19 protein-coding genes are annotated in these 21,099 nt (G+C 42.4%); 16 read left to right on the forward strand and 3 right to left on the reverse strand.

Annotated features, from left to right (window positions below; genetic code table 11):
• Position 1: 1 nt before the first annotated feature.
• The 3 genes from glpO to ACTW1R_RS03355 all read left to right on the forward strand — a co-directional run bounded on the left by glpO (position 2) and on the right by ACTW1R_RS03355 (position 3,689).
• Positions 2-1,831, forward strand: coding sequence for a type 1 glycerol-3-phosphate oxidase (glpO, locus tag ACTW1R_RS03345; RefSeq protein WP_271813710.1), 1,830 nt, complete (start codon positions 2-4; stop codon positions 1,829-1,831).
• On the forward strand, positions 1,824-2,540 hold the full coding sequence (locus ACTW1R_RS03350; RefSeq protein WP_005225178.1) for an MIP/aquaporin family protein: 717 nt from the start codon (positions 1,824-1,826) through the stop codon (positions 2,538-2,540). The genes glpO and ACTW1R_RS03350 overlap by 8 nt, the downstream gene beginning before the upstream one ends.
• Positions 2,541-2,630: 90 nt before the next feature.
• Positions 2,631-3,689: an alpha/beta hydrolase gene (locus ACTW1R_RS03355; RefSeq protein ID WP_050759597.1), complete on the forward strand. Its 1,059-nt coding sequence runs from the start codon at positions 2,631-2,633 to the stop codon at positions 3,687-3,689.
• A 59-nt stretch (positions 3,690-3,748) separates the two neighbouring features.
• Here the strand turns inward: ACTW1R_RS03355 and nrdF are convergent, their stop codons facing one another.
• The 3 genes from nrdF to nrdH all read right to left on the reverse strand — a co-directional run bounded on the left by nrdF (position 3,749) and on the right by nrdH (position 7,293).
• Positions 3,749-4,714, reverse strand: coding sequence for a class 1b ribonucleoside-diphosphate reductase subunit beta (nrdF, locus tag ACTW1R_RS03360; RefSeq protein WP_005225180.1), 966 nt, complete (start codon positions 4,712-4,714; stop codon positions 3,749-3,751).
• A gap of 97 nt (positions 4,715-4,811) precedes the next feature.
• A complete protein-coding gene (gene nrdE / locus ACTW1R_RS03365) occupies positions 4,812-6,971 on the reverse strand; it encodes a class 1b ribonucleoside-diphosphate reductase subunit alpha (protein WP_005225181.1) in 2,160 nt (719 codons plus the stop codon).
• A gap of 97 nt (positions 6,972-7,068) precedes the next feature.
• Complete coding sequence (gene nrdH / locus ACTW1R_RS03370) at positions 7,069-7,293, reverse strand: glutaredoxin-like protein NrdH (protein ID WP_005225182.1); 225 nt, start codon at positions 7,291-7,293, stop codon at positions 7,069-7,071.
• A gap of 357 nt (positions 7,294-7,650) precedes the next feature.
• Between nrdH and ACTW1R_RS03375 the strand changes: the two genes are divergently transcribed.
• The 13 genes from ACTW1R_RS03375 (at position 7,651) to ACTW1R_RS03435 (ending at position 21,094) form a co-directional block, all read left to right on the forward strand.
• Complete coding sequence (locus tag ACTW1R_RS03375) at positions 7,651-8,118, forward strand: FeoA family protein (RefSeq protein WP_195961430.1); 468 nt, start codon at positions 7,651-7,653, stop codon at positions 8,116-8,118.
• Positions 8,118-10,256 (forward strand): ferrous iron transport protein B, encoded by a 2,139-nt coding sequence (feoB, locus tag ACTW1R_RS03380; protein ID WP_271813711.1) that lies wholly within the window; start codon positions 8,118-8,120, stop codon positions 10,254-10,256. The genes ACTW1R_RS03375 and feoB overlap by 1 nt, the downstream gene beginning before the upstream one ends.
• Positions 10,253-10,384 carry a hypothetical protein gene (locus ACTW1R_RS03385; protein WP_010747544.1) on the forward strand — a complete coding sequence of 44 codons (132 nt, stop codon included), beginning with the start codon at positions 10,253-10,255 and terminating at the stop codon, positions 10,382-10,384. Before feoB ends, ACTW1R_RS03385 begins: the two co-directional genes overlap by 4 nt.
• Positions 10,385-10,815: 431 nt before the next feature.
• Positions 10,816-11,262 (forward strand): PTS sugar transporter subunit IIA, encoded by a 447-nt coding sequence (locus ACTW1R_RS03390; protein ID WP_271813712.1) that lies wholly within the window; start codon positions 10,816-10,818, stop codon positions 11,260-11,262.
• Between the two features lies 1 nt (position 11,263).
• Positions 11,264-11,629, forward strand: coding sequence for a PTS sugar transporter subunit IIB (locus ACTW1R_RS03395; protein WP_016610456.1), 366 nt, complete (start codon positions 11,264-11,266; stop codon positions 11,627-11,629).
• A gap of 25 nt (positions 11,630-11,654) precedes the next feature.
• Positions 11,655-12,941: a PTS ascorbate transporter subunit IIC gene (locus tag ACTW1R_RS03400; RefSeq protein WP_016610457.1), complete on the forward strand. Its 1,287-nt coding sequence runs from the start codon at positions 11,655-11,657 to the stop codon at positions 12,939-12,941.
• Positions 12,942-12,965: 24 nt separating this feature from the next.
• Positions 12,966-13,631, forward strand: coding sequence for an SIS domain-containing protein (locus ACTW1R_RS03405; protein ID WP_016610458.1), 666 nt, complete (start codon positions 12,966-12,968; stop codon positions 13,629-13,631).
• On the forward strand, positions 13,628-14,533 hold the full coding sequence (gene dapA / locus ACTW1R_RS03410; protein ID WP_005225189.1) for a 4-hydroxy-tetrahydrodipicolinate synthase: 906 nt from the start codon (positions 13,628-13,630) through the stop codon (positions 14,531-14,533). Before ACTW1R_RS03405 ends, dapA begins: the two co-directional genes overlap by 4 nt.
• 23 nt (positions 14,534-14,556) lie before the next feature.
• Positions 14,557-16,659 (forward strand): BglG family transcription antiterminator, encoded by a 2,103-nt coding sequence (locus ACTW1R_RS03415; RefSeq protein WP_271813714.1) that lies wholly within the window; start codon positions 14,557-14,559, stop codon positions 16,657-16,659.
• A gap of 434 nt (positions 16,660-17,093) precedes the next feature.
• Positions 17,094-18,359, forward strand: coding sequence for a CapA family protein (locus ACTW1R_RS03420; protein WP_489927404.1), 1,266 nt, complete (start codon positions 17,094-17,096; stop codon positions 18,357-18,359).
• Positions 18,360-18,592: 233 nt separating this feature from the next.
• Complete coding sequence (locus ACTW1R_RS03425) at positions 18,593-19,207, forward strand: hypothetical protein (protein WP_005225192.1); 615 nt, start codon at positions 18,593-18,595, stop codon at positions 19,205-19,207.
• 266 nt (positions 19,208-19,473) lie between these two features.
• On the forward strand, positions 19,474-20,130 hold the full coding sequence (locus tag ACTW1R_RS03430; RefSeq protein ID WP_087626970.1) for an HAD family hydrolase: 657 nt from the start codon (positions 19,474-19,476) through the stop codon (positions 20,128-20,130).
• 580 nt (positions 20,131-20,710) lie between these two features.
• Positions 20,711-21,094 (forward strand): DUF7006 family protein, encoded by a 384-nt coding sequence (locus ACTW1R_RS03435; protein ID WP_413127066.1) that lies wholly within the window; start codon positions 20,711-20,713, stop codon positions 21,092-21,094.
• The last annotated feature ends 5 nt before the right edge of the window (positions 21,095-21,099 follow it).

Genomic DNA, 21,099 nt, shown 5'->3' on the forward strand with positions numbered 1-21,099 from the left:
CATGACCTTTTCACATAAAGATCGGAAGCAAACCATTCAAGAAGCGGCAAAGACCACCTATGATGTATTGATCATCGGTGGTGGGATCACTGGCGCGGGGGTTGCTGTTCAAACCGCAGCCGCTGGGATGAAGACGGTGCTTTTGGAAATGCAGGATTTTGCCGAAGGAACGTCTTCGCGGTCCACCAAACTCGTTCATGGCGGTATTCGCTATTTGAAAACCTTTGACGTGGAAGTGGTCGCTGACACCGTGCGGGAGCGGGCGATCGTGCAGCAAATTGCTCCGCATATCCCGAAACCAGATCCAATGCTTTTGCCAATCTATGATGAACCAGGGGCAACCTTCTCCTTGTTTTCTGTCAAAGTGGCGATGGATCTTTATGATCGCTTAGCGAATGTGACAGGCAGTAAATACGAAAATTATCTGCTGACGAAAGAAGAGGTCTTAGAACGCGAACCTCAGCTGCAGGCGGAAAACTTAGTCGGTGGCGGTGTCTATCTTGATTTTCGCAACAACGATGCCCGCTTGGTGATCGAAAACATCAAACGAGCACAAGCCGATGGGGCAGCAATGATCAGTAAAGCCAAAGTCGTCGGCATCTTACATGATGAGCAAGGCATCATCAATGGGGTAGAAGTGGAGGATCAACTGACAAACGAGCGCTTTGAGGTTCACGCCAAAGTCGTGATCAACACGACAGGCCCTTGGTCAGACATCGTTCGTCAATTAGACAAGAATGATGAGCTGCCGCCACAAATGCGTCCGACGAAAGGTGTCCATTTAGTGGTCGATCGGGAAAAACTAAAAGTGCCGCAACCAACCTATTTTGATACTGGGAAAAATGATGGTCGGATGGTTTTCGTGGTACCAAGAGAAAATAAGACCTATTTTGGCACAACCGATACGGATTATACAGGCGATTTCGCCCATCCAACGGTCACGCAAGAAGATGTTGATTATCTACTGACCATCGTGAATGAACGCTTCCCTCACGCTCAGATCACCCTTGATGATATCGAAGCGAGCTGGGCAGGATTGCGTCCGTTGATTGTGAATAATGGCGGGTCTGATTACAATGGCGGCGGTAAAGGCAAACTATCGGATGAAAGCTTTGAGCAGATCGTTGAAAGCGTCAAAGAGTATCTTGAAGATGAGCGGCAGCGACCAGTCGTAGAAAAAGCTGTAAAACAAGCACAAGAACGAGTAGAAGCCAGCAAAGTGGATCCATCGCAAGTTTCTCGCGGCAGCAGTTTGGAACGCTCAAAAGACGGACTATTGACGTTGGCAGGGGGGAAAATCACCGATTATCGCTTGATGGCGGAAGGAGCAGTTAAACGGATCAATGAATTGCTCCAAGAAAGCGGTGCATCCTTCGAGTTGGTGGATTCAACCACGTACCCAGTTTCTGGTGGTGAGCTTGATGCAGCCAATGTAGAGGAAGAATTAGCGAAGCTGGCTGACCAAGCGCAAGCCGCTGGATTCGATGAAGCAGCTGCGACGTATTTGGCTCATCTTTATGGGTCGAATCTTCCCCAAGTGTTGAACTACAAGACGAAGTTTGAGGGCTTAGATGAAAAAGAAAGTACGGCCTTGAACTATTCCTTGCATGAAGAAATGGTTCTGACGCCTGTCGATTATCTATTGCGTCGGACCAACCATATCCTATTTATGCGAGACACCTTAGATGAAGTCAAAGCCGGTGTCGTTGCAGCTATGACCGACTTCTTTGGCTGGAGCGAGGAAGAAAAAGCAGCCCGTGTAGCCGAATTGAACCAAGTGATCGCAGAATCAGATTTAACAGCCTTAAAAGGAGGAAAAAAAGATGAATGAAACAACCCAGATCTTTAGTGAATTTCTAGGAACGGCTATTTTGGTTTTGTTAGGGGATGGTGTGTGTGCGGCTGTCAATCTGAAAAAGAGTAAAGCAGAAGCCTCTGGCTGGATCGTGATCGCAATGGGCTGGGCGACAGCGGTAACGATTGCCGTTTACGTTTCAGGGTACATGGGACCTGCTCACTTGAATCCAGCCGTTACATTAGGCATGGCGATGACGGGGAATTTTTCTTGGAGCTTGGCTGTACCGTTTATGCTGGCACAAATTGCTGGTGCGATCGTAGGGGCGATCCTCGTTTGGCTCAACTACTTGCCATTATGGGATGAAACAAAAGACCAAGGCGCGATTTTAGGTACCTTTGCAACAGGGCCTGCAGTTCGTAATTTAGTATCGAATACCATCACTGAAGTGATTGGTACCTTTGTCTTAGTCTTTGGCTTATTGGCTTTTGGTGCCAATACCTTTACGGATGGATTAAATCCCATCGTCGTTGGGATCTTGATCTTAGCGATCGGGCTGTCGCTTGGTGGACCAACAGGCTATGCCATCAATCCGGCACGGGACTTAGGACCACGGATCGCTCACCAAATCTTGCCAATCAAAAACAAAGGGACTTCCGATTGGGGCTATGCGTTAGTACCAATCATCGGTCCAATGATCGGGGCAGCGATCGCTGCTGGTTTGTTTATGATGTTGCCATTATAAACGATGTTATTTTAAGGATGATGCCTATTGGTATCATCCTTTTTTAATCTTTAGCGATTGTCATTGAATTTGCTAAAAAAACATGGTTAAATGAAAAAGCTGAAACAGAAAGAAGGAAGGAGCTTTTACTTGAAAAAAATTCTGCGCTTTTTCATGTGGGTGGCGATTGTCCTGATCGGACTCTTAGCTGCCGTTTTTCTGGCTTTTCAACTCTCCCCACGACCGGGGGCTTTTTTGATCGGTCATCTGTTTAACCAAGAAGTGACCATCAAGGATGAGGCAGCTTATCAAAAAAGTTTGCCGAATGTGACGGTCAAACAGGACTTGACGTATCAATCGGATTATCAACGTAGTACCTTTGATCTATATTATCCCAAAGAGGCACAAGAAGGCCCTGTTCCAGTCATTTTTTGGGTCCATGGGGGCGGCTATGTCGGCGGAGACAAAGAAGGGGTCAAAGAGTTTGCGACCTATGTCGTCGATGAAACCAAAGCCGCTGTGATTTCGATTAATTATGAATGGGCACCAAGTCTGCATTATCCTGGACAGGTCAAACAATTAGCCCAAGCGGTAGACTCGATCAAAGCAGATGCCCAAGCATACCCCATGCTGGATTTCGATCAACTCTTCTTCGGCGGGGATTCTGCAGGAGCCCAAATCGCTGGGCAATATGTGGCGCTGCAAACCAATCCAGCGTATGCGAAGGAAATGTCCTTTGATCAAGACATTCCTGCATCGGCCCTGAAAGGGTTTATTTCCTATTGCGGACCGCTTGATTTGAAGCAGATCGCTGGGACTTCTTCAGATGATCGCTTTATGAAATTCTTTGTCAAAACGGTGGCTTGGTCGTTATTAGGCAAAAAAGAATGGCAAGATAGTCCCCAACTGCAGGAGATCTCACTGGTGGATAAATTGACGGCTGATTTTCCACCAACATATATCACGGATGGCAATGCCTATTCCTTTGAAGACCAAGGCATTGCCTTTGCCAACCAGCTGCAAGCTCTTGATATTCCCGTGACGAGTCGCTTTTACAAAGGGGATTCGGAAACGGTGACCCACGAATACCAATTTGATTATAGCTTGCCCCAAGCACAGGCCTGTTTGACAGAAACGTTGACCTTTATCAAAGACCAGTTGGCTCACTAAAAAACACCTTGTTTCTCACCCTCAATTGGCGAGAAACAAGGTGTTTATTTGTCAGCAGATCAATCAAGTCCGATGAAGTAGTCATCGTCTTTCATCGCTTCTACGGAACCAAGCAGATACCCGTTCCCAACTTGTGAGAAGAAGTCGTGGTTGCTGGTACCAGTTGAAATACCGTTCATGACGATTGGATTGACATCGTTGGCGGTATCTGGGAAAAGCGGGTCTTGTCCTAGATTCATCAAAGCCTTATTGGCATTGTAACGCAAGAAGGTTTTGACTTCTTCGGTCCAGCCGATCTCATCGTATAATTCTTCGGTATAACGCTCTTCATTTTCATACAACTCATACAACAAGTCGTACATCCAGTCTTTCAGCTTTTGCTGTTCGTCTTCTGGTAATTCGTTGAAACCTAATTGGAATTTGTAGCCGATATACGTGCCGTGAACGGATTCGTCACGAATGATCAATTTGATGATCTCCGCTACGTTCGCTAGTTTGTTATTGCCTAAGTAGTAAAGGGGTGTATAGAAACCTGAATAGAATAAGAAGGTCTCTAGAAATACACTGGCGATTTTTTTCTCTAGCGGTGTGCCATTTTTGTAGATCTCATTGATTCGTTCGGCTTTCTTTTGCAAATATGGATTGGTGTTGGTCCATTCAAAAATATCAGCGATCTCCGCTTTTGTATTCAGGGTGCTGAAAATCGATGAATAGCTTTTTGCATGGACAGATTCCATAAATTGGATGTTGTTCAAGACCGCTTCTTCATGTGGGGTGCGGACATCTTTACGCAGTTGATCCATACCGCTTTCTGATTGAACGGTATCTAATAAAGTCAAGCCGCCAAAGACGTAGCCCACCGTTGTTTTTTCTAATGGAGATAGCGTCCGCCAGTCATCAAGGTCATTTGATAAAGGGATCCGCGTATCTAACCAGAATTGTTCTGTTAATTTTTCCCAAGTGGATTTATCGATGATATCTTCGATCTCATTCCAGTTGATTGCTTCATAGTAAGTCTTACCCATAGTCGGTTCCTCCAATAATCGTATCAAGACAACAGCCGACCCGCTGTCAAGAAAGAGCAGGGGCAGGCGGTTGGTTCGTTTTCAGGCAAAAGTTGGATTAGATGACGCAGCTTTCACATTGGTTGCTGCCGATCTCTTCTGCATCATCTGTAAAGGTCCGTACATAGTAGATCGATTTGATGCCTTTGTGGAAAGCGTAGTGACGCAAAATGTTCAAATCACGGGTGGTTTGTTTTGTCGTTTCTTTCCATTCGTAAAGACCTTCTGGAATATCTGAACGCATAAACAAGGTCATACTCATACCTTGATCGACGTGTTTTTGAGCAGTTGCGTAAACATCGATCACTTTGCGCATATCCATATCGTAGGCTGATTTGTAGTAGCCGATCGTCTCATTGCTCAAGTAAGGTGCTGGATAGTAGATCTTGCCGATTTTCTTTTCTTGGCGTTCTTCGATCATCCGAGTGATTGGGTGGATGCTGGCACTCGTATCATTGATATAAGAGATCGAACCATTTGGTGCAACGGCTAGGCGGTTTTGGTGATACAAGCCGGTTTCTTTGACGGTTTGTGCCAAGGCTGCCCAATCTTCACCAGTTGGTAAAAAGACGCCTTCAAACAATGCTTTGACTTTTTCCGATTTTGGTTGGTAGTCACCTTGGATATAATCGGTGAAGTAGCTGCCGTCTGCATACGCTGATTTTTCAAAGTTATGGAAAACTTCGCCTTTTTCTTTGGCGATGGCATTGCTTTCAACCAATGTCCAATAGTTCAACAACATGAAATAAAGATCAGTAAATTCAAGGGATTCTGGTGAACCGTATTCCATTTGATTTTTTGCAAAATAGGTATGCAAGCCCATTGCGCCTAAACCGATCGTGTGGTTCAAGGCATTCCCATTTTGGATCGATGGTACTACGTCAATGTCAGACGCATCAGTAACAAAGGTCAAGGCACGAGTCATTGCTCGAACAGATTTCCCAAAGTCAGGGCTGTCCATCAAGTTCACGATATTGGTGGAACCTAAGTTACAGCTGATATCTGTTCCTAAAACTTCGTATTCTTGTTTGCCGTTGATCTCAGATGGTGCTTGGACTTGAAGGATCTCGGAACAAAGATTACTCATGATGATCTTGCCATCAATTGGGTTGCTGCGGTTTGCTGTATCGATATTGATGATATAAGGATAACCAGATTCTTGCTGCAATTTAGAAATTTCGTTTTCTAGATCACGGGCTCTGATTTTGGTTTTGCGAATCCGTGGGTTCATGACTAAGTTGTCGTATTCCTTGGTGATATCGACATAAGAGAAGGGTACGCCATATTCTTTTTCGACACTGTAGGGACTAAAGAGATACATCTCTTCATTTTTGCGCGTCAATTCGTAGAATTTGTCAGGTACGATCACGCCTAATGATAAGGTTTTGACACGGATTTTTTCATCCGCATTTTCTTTTTTCGCTGATAAAAAGCTGATGATGTCTGGGTGGAAGACGTTCAAGTAGACCACGCCAGCCCCTTGCCGTTGACCCAATTGGTTTGAGTAGCTGAAGCTATCTTCAAACAATTTCATTACAGGCATCACACCACTTGCTGCCCCTTCGTAGCCTTTGATAGGCGCGCCGGCTTCCCGCAAGTTTGATAACGTGATCCCGACACCGCCACCGATTCGTGAAAGTTGCAGCGCGGAGTTGATCCCACGACCGATCGCGTTCATGTCATCAGTGATTTGGATCAAGAAACAAGAAACCAACTCACCGCGACGTTTGCGTCCTGCATTCAAGAAAGAAGGGGTTGCTGGTTGGTAACGTTGGTAGATCATTTCATCTGCCAAGCTCATTGCTAACTCTTCATTGCCATCCGCAAAGTAAAGGGCGTTGAAAGCGACCCGATCTTCGTAACGTTCTAGATACGCGGTACCATCATTCGTTTTTAATGCGTATTGTGAATAAAACTTGTAAGCAGCCATAAATGATTTGAAAGTAAAGTGTTGCTCATCTAAGAATTGATACAATTGCTCAATAAAGGCAGGGCGATACTTTTTGATAAATTCTTCTTCTAAATAATCATTTTCAATCAAATAATTGATTTTGTCCATTGCAGTCGCAAAGGTTAAGGTATTTGGTTCAACGTTTTCTTTAAAGAATGCCGCTAAGGCTTCTTTGTCTTTATTTAATGGAATTTGACCATCTACTGGACGGTTGATCTCATTATTCAATTTGAAATAACTGACATCTTTGATTTCTTTCAAGCTCATAAATGGCTAACCTCTTTTCTTGTTTTGTTCGTATAAAAAAGGACTTGCGGTCTGGACGACTGACAAATCCCTCAAAAGCATCACATTGAGAAAAATCTTAGCTCGCTAATTGACGTAGTTGATCTGGACGGAAACCGATGATCGTTTGCGCATCAGAGGTAATGACTGGCACACTTTGGAATCCTTGTTCTTTCAAAAATTCTAATGCTTCAGGCTCATTATCAATATTGATTTCTTCAAATGCAATCTGATTTTCACTTAAAAAGCGTTTCGCCATTTTACATTGCATGCAGTTGTTTTTAGAAAATAGTTTGATATTCATAATTGTTTCCTCCGAGTTGTAATAGTTATAAACCTAGTATAAATAAGTCTCGGAGAAAGTCAACGAAAAAACACTATATCTTGTGCTTGTGAATTCGACATACACAATTTATAGTGTTTCTGTGTTTTTTATGCAAGGGAAAAAAGCGGAAAATACTTAGAATTACAAGGTTTTTGCGTAATTAATACAGGGGATATGCAATCAAAATGAGTAAAAAAAATCCTTATTGTGAAGGAAGATTCAAAGTGAGGACCGAAACAGATTGACTTCTTATGGAAATGGCTCTATTATAATGATAATCATTCTCAATTAAAGTAGGTTAATTATAACAACACTTCACAAAAGGAGTAAGAAGCAATGAAAATGGCGCAAACTCGGGCTTCTGGAACATACAAAATCGACTCGTTGGCAACCACCAAAGAAATCACGGCTCATTTAAATGATCTTGGTATTCGCACGGGCGTTGAAATCGTTGTGGTACAAAAAGATCGCAAAGGCGGCATCATTTTACACCAAGGGACGCGGATCGCTTTAGATGAACGGGTCATGGAACAAATCGATGTCACAGAAACCCAGCAGCAAACCATCATTACCTCCTTGGATCAGCTGCAAGTCGGTGAAAGCGGGAAGGTCAATCAGATCGCCGCCAAAGGTGCGGTGCGCCGTCGATTGATGGATATGGGGCTTACGAAAAACGTCCATTTGGAAGTGGTGAAGCTGGCTCCTTTGGGTGATCCGATGGAGATTCGGCTCCGCGGCTATGAATTGTCTTTGAGAAGGCAAGAAGCAGCGTTAGTTTTTGTCGAAAAAGGAGTCGAAGCGTAATGACCTATCACTTTGCATTAGCAGGAAATCCCAATAGCGGGAAAACGAGTACCTTCAATCAATTGACCGGTGCCAAACAAACAGTGGGGAATTGGCCAGGCGTTACCGTGGAACGAAAAGCGGGGCGACTGCGAAAAGACCGACAAGTATTGATCCAAGATCTACCAGGGATCTATTCCTTGTCGCCGTACACACCAGAAGAACTGATTTCTCGCAATTATTTGATGGAAGCATCATTGGACGCGGTGATCAATATTATCGATGGAACCAACCTGGAGCGCAACCTGTATCTAACATTGCAATTATTAGAAATGAATGTCCCGACTGTGGCAGCCATCAACATGATCGACCTATTAAAGAAAAAAGGCTTGCAGATCAATTTCGAAAAGCTAGCTTACGGTCTAGGGATTCCCGTATTTGGCATCAGTGCTTTGAAGCAACGCGGCTTAACCAAAATGATCGAGGCAGCGAAGCATGTAGCCAATACACAACCGTTTCCTCCCCGCTACGATGCTCGTCTAGAAGCTGGCTTGACCGAGATCATGGCGATTTTGCCAGAGACGATCCCTCAGCAGCAAAAACGCTGGTTTGCCATAAAACTCTTCGAAAAAGATGAAGCGATTCAAACAATGTGTAAACTGACTGATTCCCAGCAGGCAGTCCTTCAGGAGACGATTTCGATTTTAGAGCTGATCTTTAAAGACAGCAGTGACGCCATTCTCGTCAATGAGCGCTATGGCTTCATTGAAGAATTGTTGGCGCTGGCAGTCATCAAGGAAACAGATCAGCACTTAGCCTTCAGCGACAAAATCGATCGCGTGTTGACCCATCGCGTATTGGCACTACCGATTTTTGCCTTCATTATGTGGGGAATCTACTATTTATCGATTCAGACGATTGGTACGATTGGTACTGATTGGGTCAATGATGTATTATTTGGCAGCTGGATTCCCGAAACAGCAGCGCACTGGCTAGAACAGCTGCAAGTCGCCCAGTGGCTGCAAGAACTGATTTTAGACGGCATCGTGGCAGGGGTCGGTGCGGTCTTAGGCTTTTTGCCGCAGATCTTCGTGCTGTTTTTTTGTTTGGCTATCTTGGAGGACTGCGGATACATGGCACGGGTGGCATTTGTCATGGATCGCCTGTTTCGCAAGTTTGGTCTATCTGGCAAGTCGTTTATCCCCATGTTGATCGCTACCGGTTGCGGGGTGCCCGGCGTGATGGCAAGCCGAACGATTGAAAATGAAAAGGATCGTCGGTTGACGGTGATGGTCACGACCTTCATGCCATGTTCTGCCAAATTGCCGATCATCGCATTGATTTCAGGAGCCTTTTTCCCTCAGTATAGTTGGGTCGCCCCATCGGCCTATTTTGTCGGCATGGGTGCTGTGATTTTTTCAGGGATCGTCTTGAAAAAAACGCCTTTATTTGCAGGTGATCTGGCACCATTTATTATGGAACTGCCAGCGTATCACTTGCCGCAGCTCACAACGATTTTGAAAAGTGCCTGTGATCGAGCCATTGCTTTTGTGAAAAAAGCCGGTACGATAATTTTTGTGGCTTGTATTTTTGTCTGGTTTACCTCCAGCTACAGCTTTGCCTTGCAGCGGGTCACAGGAGACCAAAGCATTTTGGCCTTTTTCGGACGACTTTTGGCGCCGCTTTTTGCTCCCCTAGGCTGGGGAACCTGGCGAGGCGCCGTGGCGACGATCACTGGCCTGGTCGCCAAAGAAAATGTGATCGGCACCTTTGGGATCCTCTACGGACAAACTGGGGAGTTGTCAGAAAGTGGGACGGAGATTTGGCAAGTGTTGCGCGGCGATTACACTGCTGTGGCGGCATACTCTTTTCTCGTCTTTAATTTACTATGTGCCCCTTGTTTTGCTGCTATCGGTGCGATCCACCGTGAAATGGGGGACAGCAAGTGGACGTGGTTAGCCATTGGCTATCAATGCGGCTTGGCATACTGCGCCAGCTTGTTGGTCTACCAATTCGGGCACGTCATCTTTGAAGGCGGACACCTCACGCTGGGTGTTTTCGCGGCAATCCTCATTGCTGGGCTATTGGTATTTGCTCTGTTGAAGAAACCATTCCGAGGGAGTGTACCCTTGATCCAAGTCGTAGGAGGCGAAAAATGATTGCTACAATAATTCTAAGCGGCCTGATTTTTGGCTATGGCACCCGTGTGGTGTACCGCATGGTGAAAAAGGATCATTGTTCTGATTGTCATAGCAGTTGTCCCGTGAAGCATGAGGAAGCAAAGTAGAAAATAGCAGTTGTAAGTAAAAATTTGTGTGAAAATACCTACGGGTAGAAATACAATTGAAACGGTAGATCTTAGCCATGAATAGATTGTTTGCTTTAAGAAGTTCTTAGTTTATTTAAGAGCTTCTTTTTTTATTGTGGGTGCAATCAAAAGATCTGTCCATTTTTGGTTCACTTTTTCCTTGAGAGAATAAGTTTTGTGAACTGCTCAAGAAGGTTATTGAGAAAAACTGGAGGCTAATAAAAAAAATAGCCAGTATACCTAGTCTTTTTGAAAAGAGCAGTTCACTTAATCTGGAAGCGCGTACAAATATGTGGTCTCAAATCGTCTATTCAGGCCAGAACTTTTCACTTATAGTGTGTGTATAGGAATGATCTCGAGAAATTCTTTACTAAAACCTAAAGAAATTTTTTTAGAAAGGAAATCGTCGTTTGCAAACTACATTATTAACAAAAGAAAACATTTTACTTCAGCAAGACAGTACCAGTTGGCAAGAAGCAATCAAAAAAGCAGCCCAGCCGTTATTGAAGAATGGCAGCGTTACAAAACAGTATGTCGATGCGATGGTTCAATCTGTCTTAGATGCCGGGCCGTATATCGTGCTTATGCCTGGGTTTGCTTTGGCCCATGCCCGATCAGAAGATGGGGTTTGTCGTTTAGGACTAAGTGCGATGACATTAAATACCCCCATCTCATTTGGTTCGCCCAATGATCCAGTGAAAGTCATTTTCTGTTTGGCAGCGATAGACCCGACCAGTCATTTGGAACTGATGGGTGAGTTAGCAGAAGTTTTAGCAAGGGACAATATCATTGATCGTTTAGCAAATGTGCAGACACCAGAAGCATTTATAAAACTATTAGAAGAAACGAGGAGTTAAGATGGGATTCTTTCAAAAAAAGAAAAATGATGCATCGATCCAAGCAGATGCAAAACCTAAGACAAGTAATGGCAAGAAATATTTGATAGCGGTTGCATGCCGTGCGGGGATGGGGAGTTCAACGCTGCTTCACATAAAAGTAAAATCAGTGATTGAAGAAAACGGCTATCCCATTGAAACGATTCATGGAAACCTAGACGTCCTCATTGGTTTTACGGGCGATGCCTTTATGAGTATGGCAGATATCGCAGCGGAACCTGATTTTCAAAACAAACCTTATGAAGTCATAGGCATTCAAAATATTATGAGTAAAGAAGAGATCCAAGGAAAACTAGAAACATTTCTTGAAACGATGCAAACAAAATAAATTGATGGAGCGAGGAATAAATTGAATGGCAATTTTAGTAATGAACCAATTCAGAAATACTGCTGTGTTGCTAATGATTTTGGCTTTGATTGGGTTACTTGCACAAAGAAAGCCTGCGAAGGAGACCCTGAGCGGTGTCCTCAAAGTGGGCATTGGGTTTATGATTTTTAATATTGGTGGTGGTCATGTAGGAACGATTGCTGCAAATTTTGCCACGTTGTTTCAGACCGCATTTGGTGTTCAAGGGACGGTTCTGGCAGTAGAGCCTGCTACAGCGTTAGCCATGGATGTATATGGTTTTGAAATATCAATGATTATGGGCTTAGGGTTCATATTCGGATTAGTTATTGCGAAATTGACGCCTTTAAAATCAATTTTCTTAACCGGTCAGCATTATCTTTTCTTTGCTGCTGTCATTGGGTTGATTTTTATTTCGAATGGTATGCCCACTTGGGTAACAGTTATCTTTGGTTCTTTGGTGCTAGGTTTTGCAGGAGCAGGGCTGCCCAAATTGGCTCAGAAATATACAGATGAGCTGACAGGTAATGCAGGGGTTGCACTAGGTCACTTTAACTTGATTTTTTACTGGTTCTCAGGTGTCATCGGCAGTGTCATTGGAGGGAAAAATTGGCAAGCAAAGAAAGAGAAAGCAGCCAATCGCGAGCTTCCTGATTTCTTCTCCGTATTCCGAGATTTTGTCTTCTCTGTTGCATTTTTCATGATTATTCTTTTCTACATTGCAACGATCGCAGCAGTTTTAAGTGGTCATATGGATGTCGTTCAAGAAATGGCTGGCAACGACTTATGGTTCTTATATCCGTTGATTCAAGGGTTGCAATTTGCTGCGGGGATGTCTGTACTGATTTATGGCGTGCGTCAATTTATTGCTGAATTAACGGCTGCCTTCGTGGCGATCTCAGAAAAGTATATCCCAGGATCAATGCCGGCAGTAGATGTTCCTGTGTTTTTCCAATATGCGCCAACCATGGTTCCTGTCGGTTTTATTACCTCGTTTATAGGTGGGTTAACAGCGACGTTTGCCATGGCTGCTATGGGTTCTCCCGTTGTGCTTTTGCCAGCAGCTGGGATTGCTTTTTTCTCGGGTGGAACCATGGGTGTCTTTGGTTCAATAAGAGGCGGATTGAAAGGGGCGATCATCGCATCCTTCTTAGGCGGTATTTTGCTGACCGCATTGCCTTTGGTGCTTTTCCCAGCTTTTTCTGAATTAGGCATCACAGACGCTGGATTTCCTCAAATCGACTACAATATTATCGGAATTTTACTAGACAAAATCTTAAAACTATTTAGTTAAACAGTATGATTAGCAAGGAGAAGGATGGATACAATTTCTCCTTGCTATAAGAAAGGAAAATCTGTATTGAATGAAAAAAACGTTTTGTTTGCATATAGTACGAATTTAAAAGCCCAAAGCGATGCTCAATTTTATCGGCTTGAAGAAGAAGAAGTCTATCAACAGATGGTGAAGGCCAAAGAACTTATTCTCCATGCAGAAAAAAATCATAAGCGCGTTCATGTAACAGGCGTGGGAAAATGTTCCTATGTAGCAGGCTATGCAGCTTCACTTTTCTCCTCTGTCGGTACGCCAGCCTATTTTTTAGACACAACCGAAACTGTGCACGGATCGGCAGGACAAGTCGTGGCTGGCGATGTAGTGATTGCGATAAGTAATAGTGGGAACACCAAAGAATTAGAATATGCACTTGCTGCCTTAAAAGCCAATGGCGCTGTAATTTTAGCGGTAACAGGAAATGAAGATTCTTCCCTAGCTTCCTGTGCTGAAGTCACATTGTCTTCTTATGTTTCCCAAGAAGGGGACTCATTGAATAAACCGCCACGTTCCTCTGTGATCGCCCAAATGATCCAGCTGCAGGTTTTGTCGGTGTTGCTGCAAGAAGCAAAAGAAATCAATTTAGAAGATTACCTTAAATGGCATCCAGGGGGAAGCTTAGGAGCAACGACAAAAAAGGAGCTTACGCAATGAAAATCAGAGGAATTATACCAGCAATGGTCACACCATTAAATGAGAACGGCATCAATGAAGAGGGCACTAGAAAGCTTGTAAGGCATTTGATTGCTGGTGGTGTCCACGGGTTGTTTATTTTAGGAACCAATGGCGAATTTCATACCTTAAGCAAAGAAGAGAAAATCCAGTTTGCAAAAATCGTTGTCGATGAAGTATCGGGCAGAGTACCAGTATTTGCAGGTGCCGGAGATATCGCAACGAATAAAGTGATTGAGTTAGTAAATGCGTTTGCAAAAATCGGCGTTGATGCTGCTTCCATTATTACACCATATCTTTTGAAATATACCGATGAAGAGCTGATTCATCATTACCGTGTGATTGCTGAGCAAACGACACTACCAATCATTTTGTACAATATTCCGCCAAATACTAGAAATTTCATCAATCGTCATGTTTTCTCGGAATTACTCAAAATTGATTCGATCATTGGGATAAAAGATTCAAGCGGTGATCTAGAAAACTTTAAGGGCTATCTTGAATTAAATCATCGAGAGGATTTCTCTTTGCTGATGGGAAGCGACTCTAAGATTTTAGAAGCGCTACAGTTAGGAGCAGATGGCTCTGTGGCTTCAACCGCAAATGTTGTGACGAAAACAGATGTGTCGATCTATGAACAATTTGTAGCTGGAAACATAGAACAAGCGCGGCAAGCACAAGCAAGTATTGATGATTTTAGAGAAGCCTGCAAATGCTCAACGATTCCGTCTGGGCTGAAATACTGTTTGCGGGCAATCGGACAGGATGTTGGGTTACCGAAACTGCCTGTTCTAGATCTTACGAAAGAAGAAAAGCAGCAGGTGGATCAAGTGCTTCAAAAATATGTACAAGCGGAAGGATTTACATTGAAAGTAGAACAGTAGGCTGCAGAAATGGGGGAACATTGATGGTGAGAATTGACTATAGGACGAGAAAGATGATGATGGCTCTGATTGAAAAACCGACCATCAGTTACGATTATCTTCAGCGGAATTATTCTATGAACCGCACTCAAATAGAGTATACCATTGATAAAATCAACCAGTTTCTATCTGCCCAAAAACTACCACTTAGCGTGAATAAGGAAAGTGTGATCCGACTGCCTGAAAAAAGCAAGGAATATTTGTTGGAGTCATTTTTACGTGAGCGTATGTTTAAGTATTATGAGATGAGTTCAAAAGAACGAGGAAAATATATCTTTTTGACGCTCTTTTACTACGAGAAAGACTATCTGTCGGTCAACCATTTTTTAGATGCGTTAAAAATCGGCAAAACAACCTTTATGAGTGATCTGCGCAAATTACAAGCGGAATTGCAGGGGTACGATATTTCAATCAGTTACTCGAGAAAAGAGGGGTATCACTTAGCAGGTGATGAACTGATGATTCGTTACGCTTTATTTCGAATGATTTTGGAAGATGTGACTAGCAAGGACGATGATTTTATTTACCGTTACTTTATTCATAACGAACGAATACAATTGGCGGATGAGCAGGATACCTATCTTTCTCTTCTTTTAGAAAAACATGCGATAGAGTTAGTTGAAAATAGGTTGATTGAATTGAACTATATCCTTATTTTTTTATACCCAAGAATGGGCTTGAATGAATTTGATCTAAAGCCCTTTTCTAATGATCATGAGTTAGTAAAAATGAAGGAGTACCGCTTTGCTGAAGAAGTTTTAGAAAACGCAGGGGTGATGAATAGTATAGAAAAGAACTATCTCTGTGGGTGGGTACTGGGAATGGCATTAGGGAATGAAAAGGAATGGCTTCAAGGAAATTTGGTCATCATTGACTTGGTAGAAAGAATTGTCGAGCGATTTGAATTGCTTTCAGGTATTCGTTTCAAGGATAAACACTCTGTCATCAAGCAATTATATAGTCATTTTCGACCGACCTATTTCCGAATGCTGTTTCGATTACCGATCATCAACCCTATGCAGGAGAAAATTTTTGAAAAATATAATGACCTTTATCAGATCGTAAAAGAAACCTTGAGACCAATCAGTGATAGCTTTGATTCAAAGCTTCCAGATGAAGAAGTAGCCTTTTTAACTATGCACTTTGCGCTTTTGATCAGAAATTCTGAAGAATATATGGTGCAACAAAAAGTGGGAGTCGTTGTCTGCCCAAATGGTATTGGAAGCTCAGCAATCATTTACAATGAATTAAAGGAAATCTTTCCCTCTTTTATCTTATTGGGACCGATTGAAACAAGCGAACTGCATTCATTTGATCAGTCATACGATATCATTTTTACGACAAAACCCAACTTTCAACTTTATCCGTTAAAAAAGCCGATTTTTGTAGTAAACCCGATCATGTCTTACGAGGAACGAACCCAGTTGTTTTTAGATGTCAAATTCGAAACCAGTACAAGCATCAAGCCCAATACTGTGACGATCGACGGCTTGATGCAGGTTATTCAACAATATTCAACAGTTACTAGTGAGTCAGCTCTGCGGCATCATTTAGAGAAATTTGTACAAGAGACCTGCTCGCCAACGGCATCTATCATGTCTCAAAAAGAGAAAAAGTCAAAAGAACCTGCAATGCTGTTGGATATGATGCGTCCAGAATTGATACAATTAAACAAAAAAGCCAGAACATGGGAAGAGGCCTTTTATCTCGCAGCCAATCCATTGATTGAAAGAAAGATCATCACTAGAAATTACATCGATTCGATCATTCAACAAACCAGATCAGAAGGCGCTTATATGGTGATATTCGATCAAGTTGCCTTACCGCATACGGTTCCTGAAGCAGGTGCAAAAAAACTTGGCATGGGATTGACAACGTTAGAATCTGAAGTATATGTCTTGGGAACGATTCCTGTAAAGTATATCTTTACCCTTTCTGCATTAGACAGCAAGCAGCATCTAAATGCGATGACTCAGTTTATTACCCTTATTGAATCCAAAGATTTTTTTCGAGAATTAGAAAAACATGAATGTCCGGAAACAGTTTATCAATGGTTTGCAGAGATTTTACGTACTGCTGTTGTATAAATTTTTTCGAAAATACTGTAAGTCTTATAGGATAAAACAGATACTCTTTGGTCTTTATTGAGAGAAGCGTGCGAAGGGGAGTCATTTGCCTTCATCATTTGCTGCTGTTCATCCGAACGCAAGCGATGTTACTCAGAACTGTTAACAGCGGAAGAATTAACTAATGATACTATTTATGCCGTTTGAGGTTAGTCCAGTTCTACAAGAAAGATGCATTCGGAAATCAGCTACCATAGAAGTGGAGAAACAGTTCGATCACGATCGGCTGTTTTTTTATTCTTTACAAAACGACCTATTAAAGGAATCTCAAATATAGTATAATTATTTAATGAAAAGATATTATTTAGTGGGGGTCGCAGGAAAGGGAGCAGGGAACCTCGTTAGAACGTAAACGAAGATAGGTTTTTGATAAAGCAGAGTGAAAGGGTGAGGGCATGAGACAACAACGAAGACGGGAGCGTCAGAAACACCAGCAGATCATTGTGGGGTTAAGTACAGCGTTGCTGGCAATCATACTTGGAGTGATTTATCTAGTGATTCAAGTGACAAGCATCCCCGAACAGCGTCATACAGCAGAAACGACAAAGGCAACAAAGCCAATGCAAGAAACGAGTAGTTCTACCGAAACAAAGCCAGCAGTAAAAACCATCACAGTGACAGCTAGTGGCGATATGCTTTATCATACACCTGTTTATTTAAGCGCTTACGATGGGAAGCGTTATGATTTTGACAATGATTTTGAGCAAGTCAAACCGCTGATTGCATCGGCGGACCTTGCTTTAGGTGATTTTGAAGGAACCATCAATCTTAATAAACCGCTTGGCGGTTTTCCCTTATTCAACGCCCCTATCGATGCTGTTGCCAGTATCAAAGACGCGGGCTTTGATGTGATTGATCTTGCCCATAACCATATTTTAGATACAGGGATCGAAGGAATCAAAACAACGGCGGCTGCTTTTCACGACCAAGGCTTGGCAACGATTGGTGTCACGGTCGACAATAGCGGAATCCTGGTCAAAGAAGTCAACGGGATTAAAGTTGCTCTCTTGGCCTATGCCTATGGCTTCAATGGCCTTGAAGAAAGCTTAACTCAAGCAGAGTATGACACCTATTTGAAAGACTTGTCGTTAGATAAAGTGGAAGCAGAGATCAAAGAAGCGGAAAGCTTGGCGGATATCACCATCGTGATGCCTCAGTCTGGTGTCGAGTATTCTTTAGAACCAACGGAAGAACAACAAACTGTTTATCGGAAGATGATCGATTTTGGTGCTGATATTATCTTCGGTGGCCATCCGCATGTAGCAGAACCAACCGAAATCATCGAAAAGGACGGTGAAAAGAAATTTATCATTTATTCAATGGGAAACTTATTGTCGAATCAACGTTATGAAACCGTCAATAACAACTATTGGACCGAACGAGGCGTCATCCCAGAAGTTGAAATCTCCAAAGAAGGGCAGCGGACCTATTTAAGCAAGATTGCCATGCATCCGACTTGGGTCTCCAAAGAACCGATCCCTGATCGTACCTATTATGATCCAGAATACGGCGTCTTGCAGGCCTTTGATTTTCAAGTTTACCTTGCCGAAGATTATCTGCCAGATGGGCAATATGCCAAAAATGTCCCTGAAGAAAAGCGCCAGCGGATCGAAACCGCCTACCATAAAATGCTGGAGCTGTTGGATTTGAAGTGGGAGTAGTGAGGACAAGAAAGCAATCTGGCTAACAGGTTGCTTTTTTATTGGCTATCGAAGAGTATGAACCATGAAATGAAAGTCAATCTATTTTTTTAAAACATGACACCAGATCACCATTTATGAACAAAAAATGACACCTCAAGCTGATAAAAATAAGTAATAATGTCAACATAAAGTATTCAGAAATCATTTCCAACTCATTTCTGAATAAATAAGAAAGGAAAGTAGGGTGTATCATGAGAATTATCATATTGACGAAAAATATATCATATGAGATTGATTTGCAGCGGGAGCTGCAGATTTTGAGCCATGAAGTGTTCGTGGGCAGAAGTACCGAAGAGGAGGAATGGTTGATAGAAAGCGCCAAGTTATTTGACTGTTTATTTGTCAGTGAAACAATTGCTGATCCAGAATTTTTATTGCTCAATCAGACATTGGCTCCTTATTATCAACAGCGGATCGTTCGAATCTTGCCAGGGAATGACGAACAAGAAATGATACTGGAAAAAGCGGAAAATGCGACCTATCTTAATCGGTCATTTGTCGAGTTGAGAGAATTTTTGGCGGCTTTGCCACCAAATACTCGCAAGTTAGAAAAGGCATCAGTAACGAAGGAATCGTTCCCTAAATTTCTTAGTCTGCAAGAACAGATCTTTTTCAATAATCTAGCAGAAGAGCAATTTATCAACCGAGAGGACCTTTGCTGGAAAATTTGGGGCAACGGCGGCACGAATTCCCGAAAATCGCAGCTATCGATTTTGGCGAAACGAATCAATGAGAAATTAGATGAATACGACTATACTGAAAAACGCGTCCGTACCGCTTGGGGCAAAGGATATATCTTGCAATAAAAAAGCTAAAAATGGGTTTAACTTTTTATGTCTGACAAATAGGCCTTCAGGTAAATTTGCCTATCTTGTAGAAACGACTCTGTGTTCAAAGCGAGTCGTTTTTTATATAAGTATATTAGCAATAAATGAAGAAGGTTATGAAAAAATATGATAATGCTTTTTTTTAGTGATAAAATAGAGATAATCAGTAATGGAAAGAAATACTGCGTAAATGAAAAAAGCATTTGTAGAAAATTGATGGAATACCTTTTGGAGGAGGAAATATCGTGAAGCAGGTTGAATGTGTGCTATTTGATTTAGATGGAACTTTATTGGATTCAAAAGAATGTAGTGTGAAGGCGACAAAAGCAGCTTTTAAAGAGATGGGACTCAAAGTACCCAGTGAAGTAGTCATTGAACATTATATGGGGATACCGATCGAAGAATCATTTTTTAAAATGTCTGAACAGCCATTAGATCAAGAAACCGCAGCGGAATTGATTCGGATTTTCCGAGCCTATTACCAAACCTTTGAAGAAAGTACCTTGAAAGTATTTCCAGAAATTCCCCATGTCTTAGAAATCTTAAACAAACGAAAGGTACCTTGTTTCGTCGTTTCAAGTAAGAAGACAGCGGTCGTCAAACGAAACCTAGCTGCTCAGGACCTTGTGGCGTTCTTTGAAGAAATCATCGGCTCTGATGCGGTGACCCACTACAAACCTCATCCCGAAGGAATCAATAAAGTCGTGGCACACTATCAATTTGACCCGACAAAGACGATCATGATAGGAGATGCTATTTTTGATATCCAGATGGGAAAAGCCGCGGGTGTCAAAACGATCGCCGTTACGTGGGGCAGCCACGATCCGAAAAAGCTTTCTGAAGAAAACCCAGATGCTTTGGTAGACGCGCCACGTGAGATTTTAGATTTTCTATATGCATGATCCTTTTTTGTGCTCACAGTGTAAGAGGACGTTTTAGCCTCGCTTATATCTTGGCATGATCGAAAAAGAAAGGACAGATTGTCCTTTTACAACATGCAATTTGAGAACTTTGACCAATGATCGAAACCAGCGATCATTGGTTTTTTGTGCTGTCGTGAGAATGAAGGTGCCACAACATTGGTTAAAAGCATTCATTTCCATTCGTTCTTTTGTTTGATCGTGTAATCATCGGAAAATCACTGCAAATAAATTCCTTTTGATCTTTCTTCTTGTTGATACAGCAATACTGGTACGCTGGATTTTTCTCTCTTATTCCTCTGCTAGAGCAAAAAGGAATTATAAGCTTGGAGCAACAAAAAACTATAATGAGAGTAACTGATTTCCTTAGATCATGCATTGGAGGTGAGCGCAGAACGGGATGCCACCCAAGGATTTCATGTGATTTGAAATACTAGAAGATAAAGCCTTTGTTTTATGTGAAGGGATGTAGGGGCGATTAACGAAGAAGGAAATCATTACGATTAAATGAGGGATCAATGCTATCATTGAAGAAAAGCCATGGATGGAAAGGAGTGATTCTGTGTTATCAGAAAAAATAAATAACCCGAAAGATTATCTGTCTTATTCAAAGGAAGTATTGTTAAGCGCTGGGGTACTGACAGCCTATCCAAAACTTTTTACTTATTATCAGGAACTTTGTGTTGACTTCGATGACATTTACTATGATCGAACAAAGAACTTATTTGATACCTTTCGAGCGCTTCTGGCTGTGGACGCACAGATCCAAATTCTACTGGAACTTGTGACCAATACCAAAACTGACCTATGTCAAGAGCTGGGGATGAAGGAAGAGGAAATTATCAGTATGATCAAGCATGACAAACGGTACTATTATCGCGAGCTTACGGGTCATGCAACTAACCAACTACCTAAATGGGGGTTGATTTATTTAAGTGAAGAGTAAGCTAC

The sequence above is a fragment of the Enterococcus sp. R12 genome (genome assembly GCF_058135755.1).

What these genes read in the sequence shown, in the direction of transcription:
- glpO (WP_271813710.1), top strand. Translation starts at nt 2, where the DNA reads ATGACCTTTTCACATAAAGATCGGAAGCAAACCATTCAAGAAGCGGCA.
- ACTW1R_RS03350 (WP_005225178.1), top strand. Translation starts at nt 1,824, where the DNA reads ATGAATGAAACAACCCAGATCTTTAGTGAATTTCTAGGAACGGCTATT.
- ACTW1R_RS03355 (WP_050759597.1), top strand. Translation starts at nt 2,631, where the DNA reads ATGAAAAAGCTGAAACAGAAAGAAGGAAGGAGCTTTTACTTGAAAAAA.
- nrdF (WP_005225180.1), bottom strand. Translation starts at nt 4,714, where the DNA reads ATGGGTAAGACTTACTATGAAGCAATCAACTGGAATGAGATCGAAGAT.
- nrdE (WP_005225181.1), bottom strand. Translation starts at nt 6,971, where the DNA reads ATGAGCTTGAAAGAAATCAAAGATGTCAGTTATTTCAAATTGAATAAT.
- nrdH (WP_005225182.1), bottom strand. Translation starts at nt 7,293, where the DNA reads ATGAATATCAAACTATTTTCTAAAAACAACTGCATGCAATGTAAAATG.
- ACTW1R_RS03375 (WP_195961430.1), top strand. Translation starts at nt 7,651, where the DNA reads ATGAAAATGGCGCAAACTCGGGCTTCTGGAACATACAAAATCGACTCG.
- feoB (WP_271813711.1), top strand. Translation starts at nt 8,118, where the DNA reads ATGACCTATCACTTTGCATTAGCAGGAAATCCCAATAGCGGGAAAACG.
- ACTW1R_RS03385 (WP_010747544.1), top strand. Translation starts at nt 10,253, where the DNA reads ATGATTGCTACAATAATTCTAAGCGGCCTGATTTTTGGCTATGGCACC.
- ACTW1R_RS03395 (WP_016610456.1), top strand. Translation starts at nt 11,264, where the DNA reads ATGGGATTCTTTCAAAAAAAGAAAAATGATGCATCGATCCAAGCAGAT.
- ACTW1R_RS03400 (WP_016610457.1), top strand. Translation starts at nt 11,655, where the DNA reads ATGGCAATTTTAGTAATGAACCAATTCAGAAATACTGCTGTGTTGCTA.
- ACTW1R_RS03405 (WP_016610458.1), top strand. Translation starts at nt 12,966, where the DNA reads ATGGATACAATTTCTCCTTGCTATAAGAAAGGAAAATCTGTATTGAAT.
- dapA (WP_005225189.1), top strand. Translation starts at nt 13,628, where the DNA reads ATGAAAATCAGAGGAATTATACCAGCAATGGTCACACCATTAAATGAG.
- ACTW1R_RS03415 (WP_271813714.1), top strand. Translation starts at nt 14,557, where the DNA reads ATGGTGAGAATTGACTATAGGACGAGAAAGATGATGATGGCTCTGATT.
- ACTW1R_RS03420 (WP_489927404.1), top strand. Translation starts at nt 17,094, where the DNA reads ATGAGACAACAACGAAGACGGGAGCGTCAGAAACACCAGCAGATCATT.
- ACTW1R_RS03425 (WP_005225192.1), top strand. Translation starts at nt 18,593, where the DNA reads ATGAGAATTATCATATTGACGAAAAATATATCATATGAGATTGATTTG.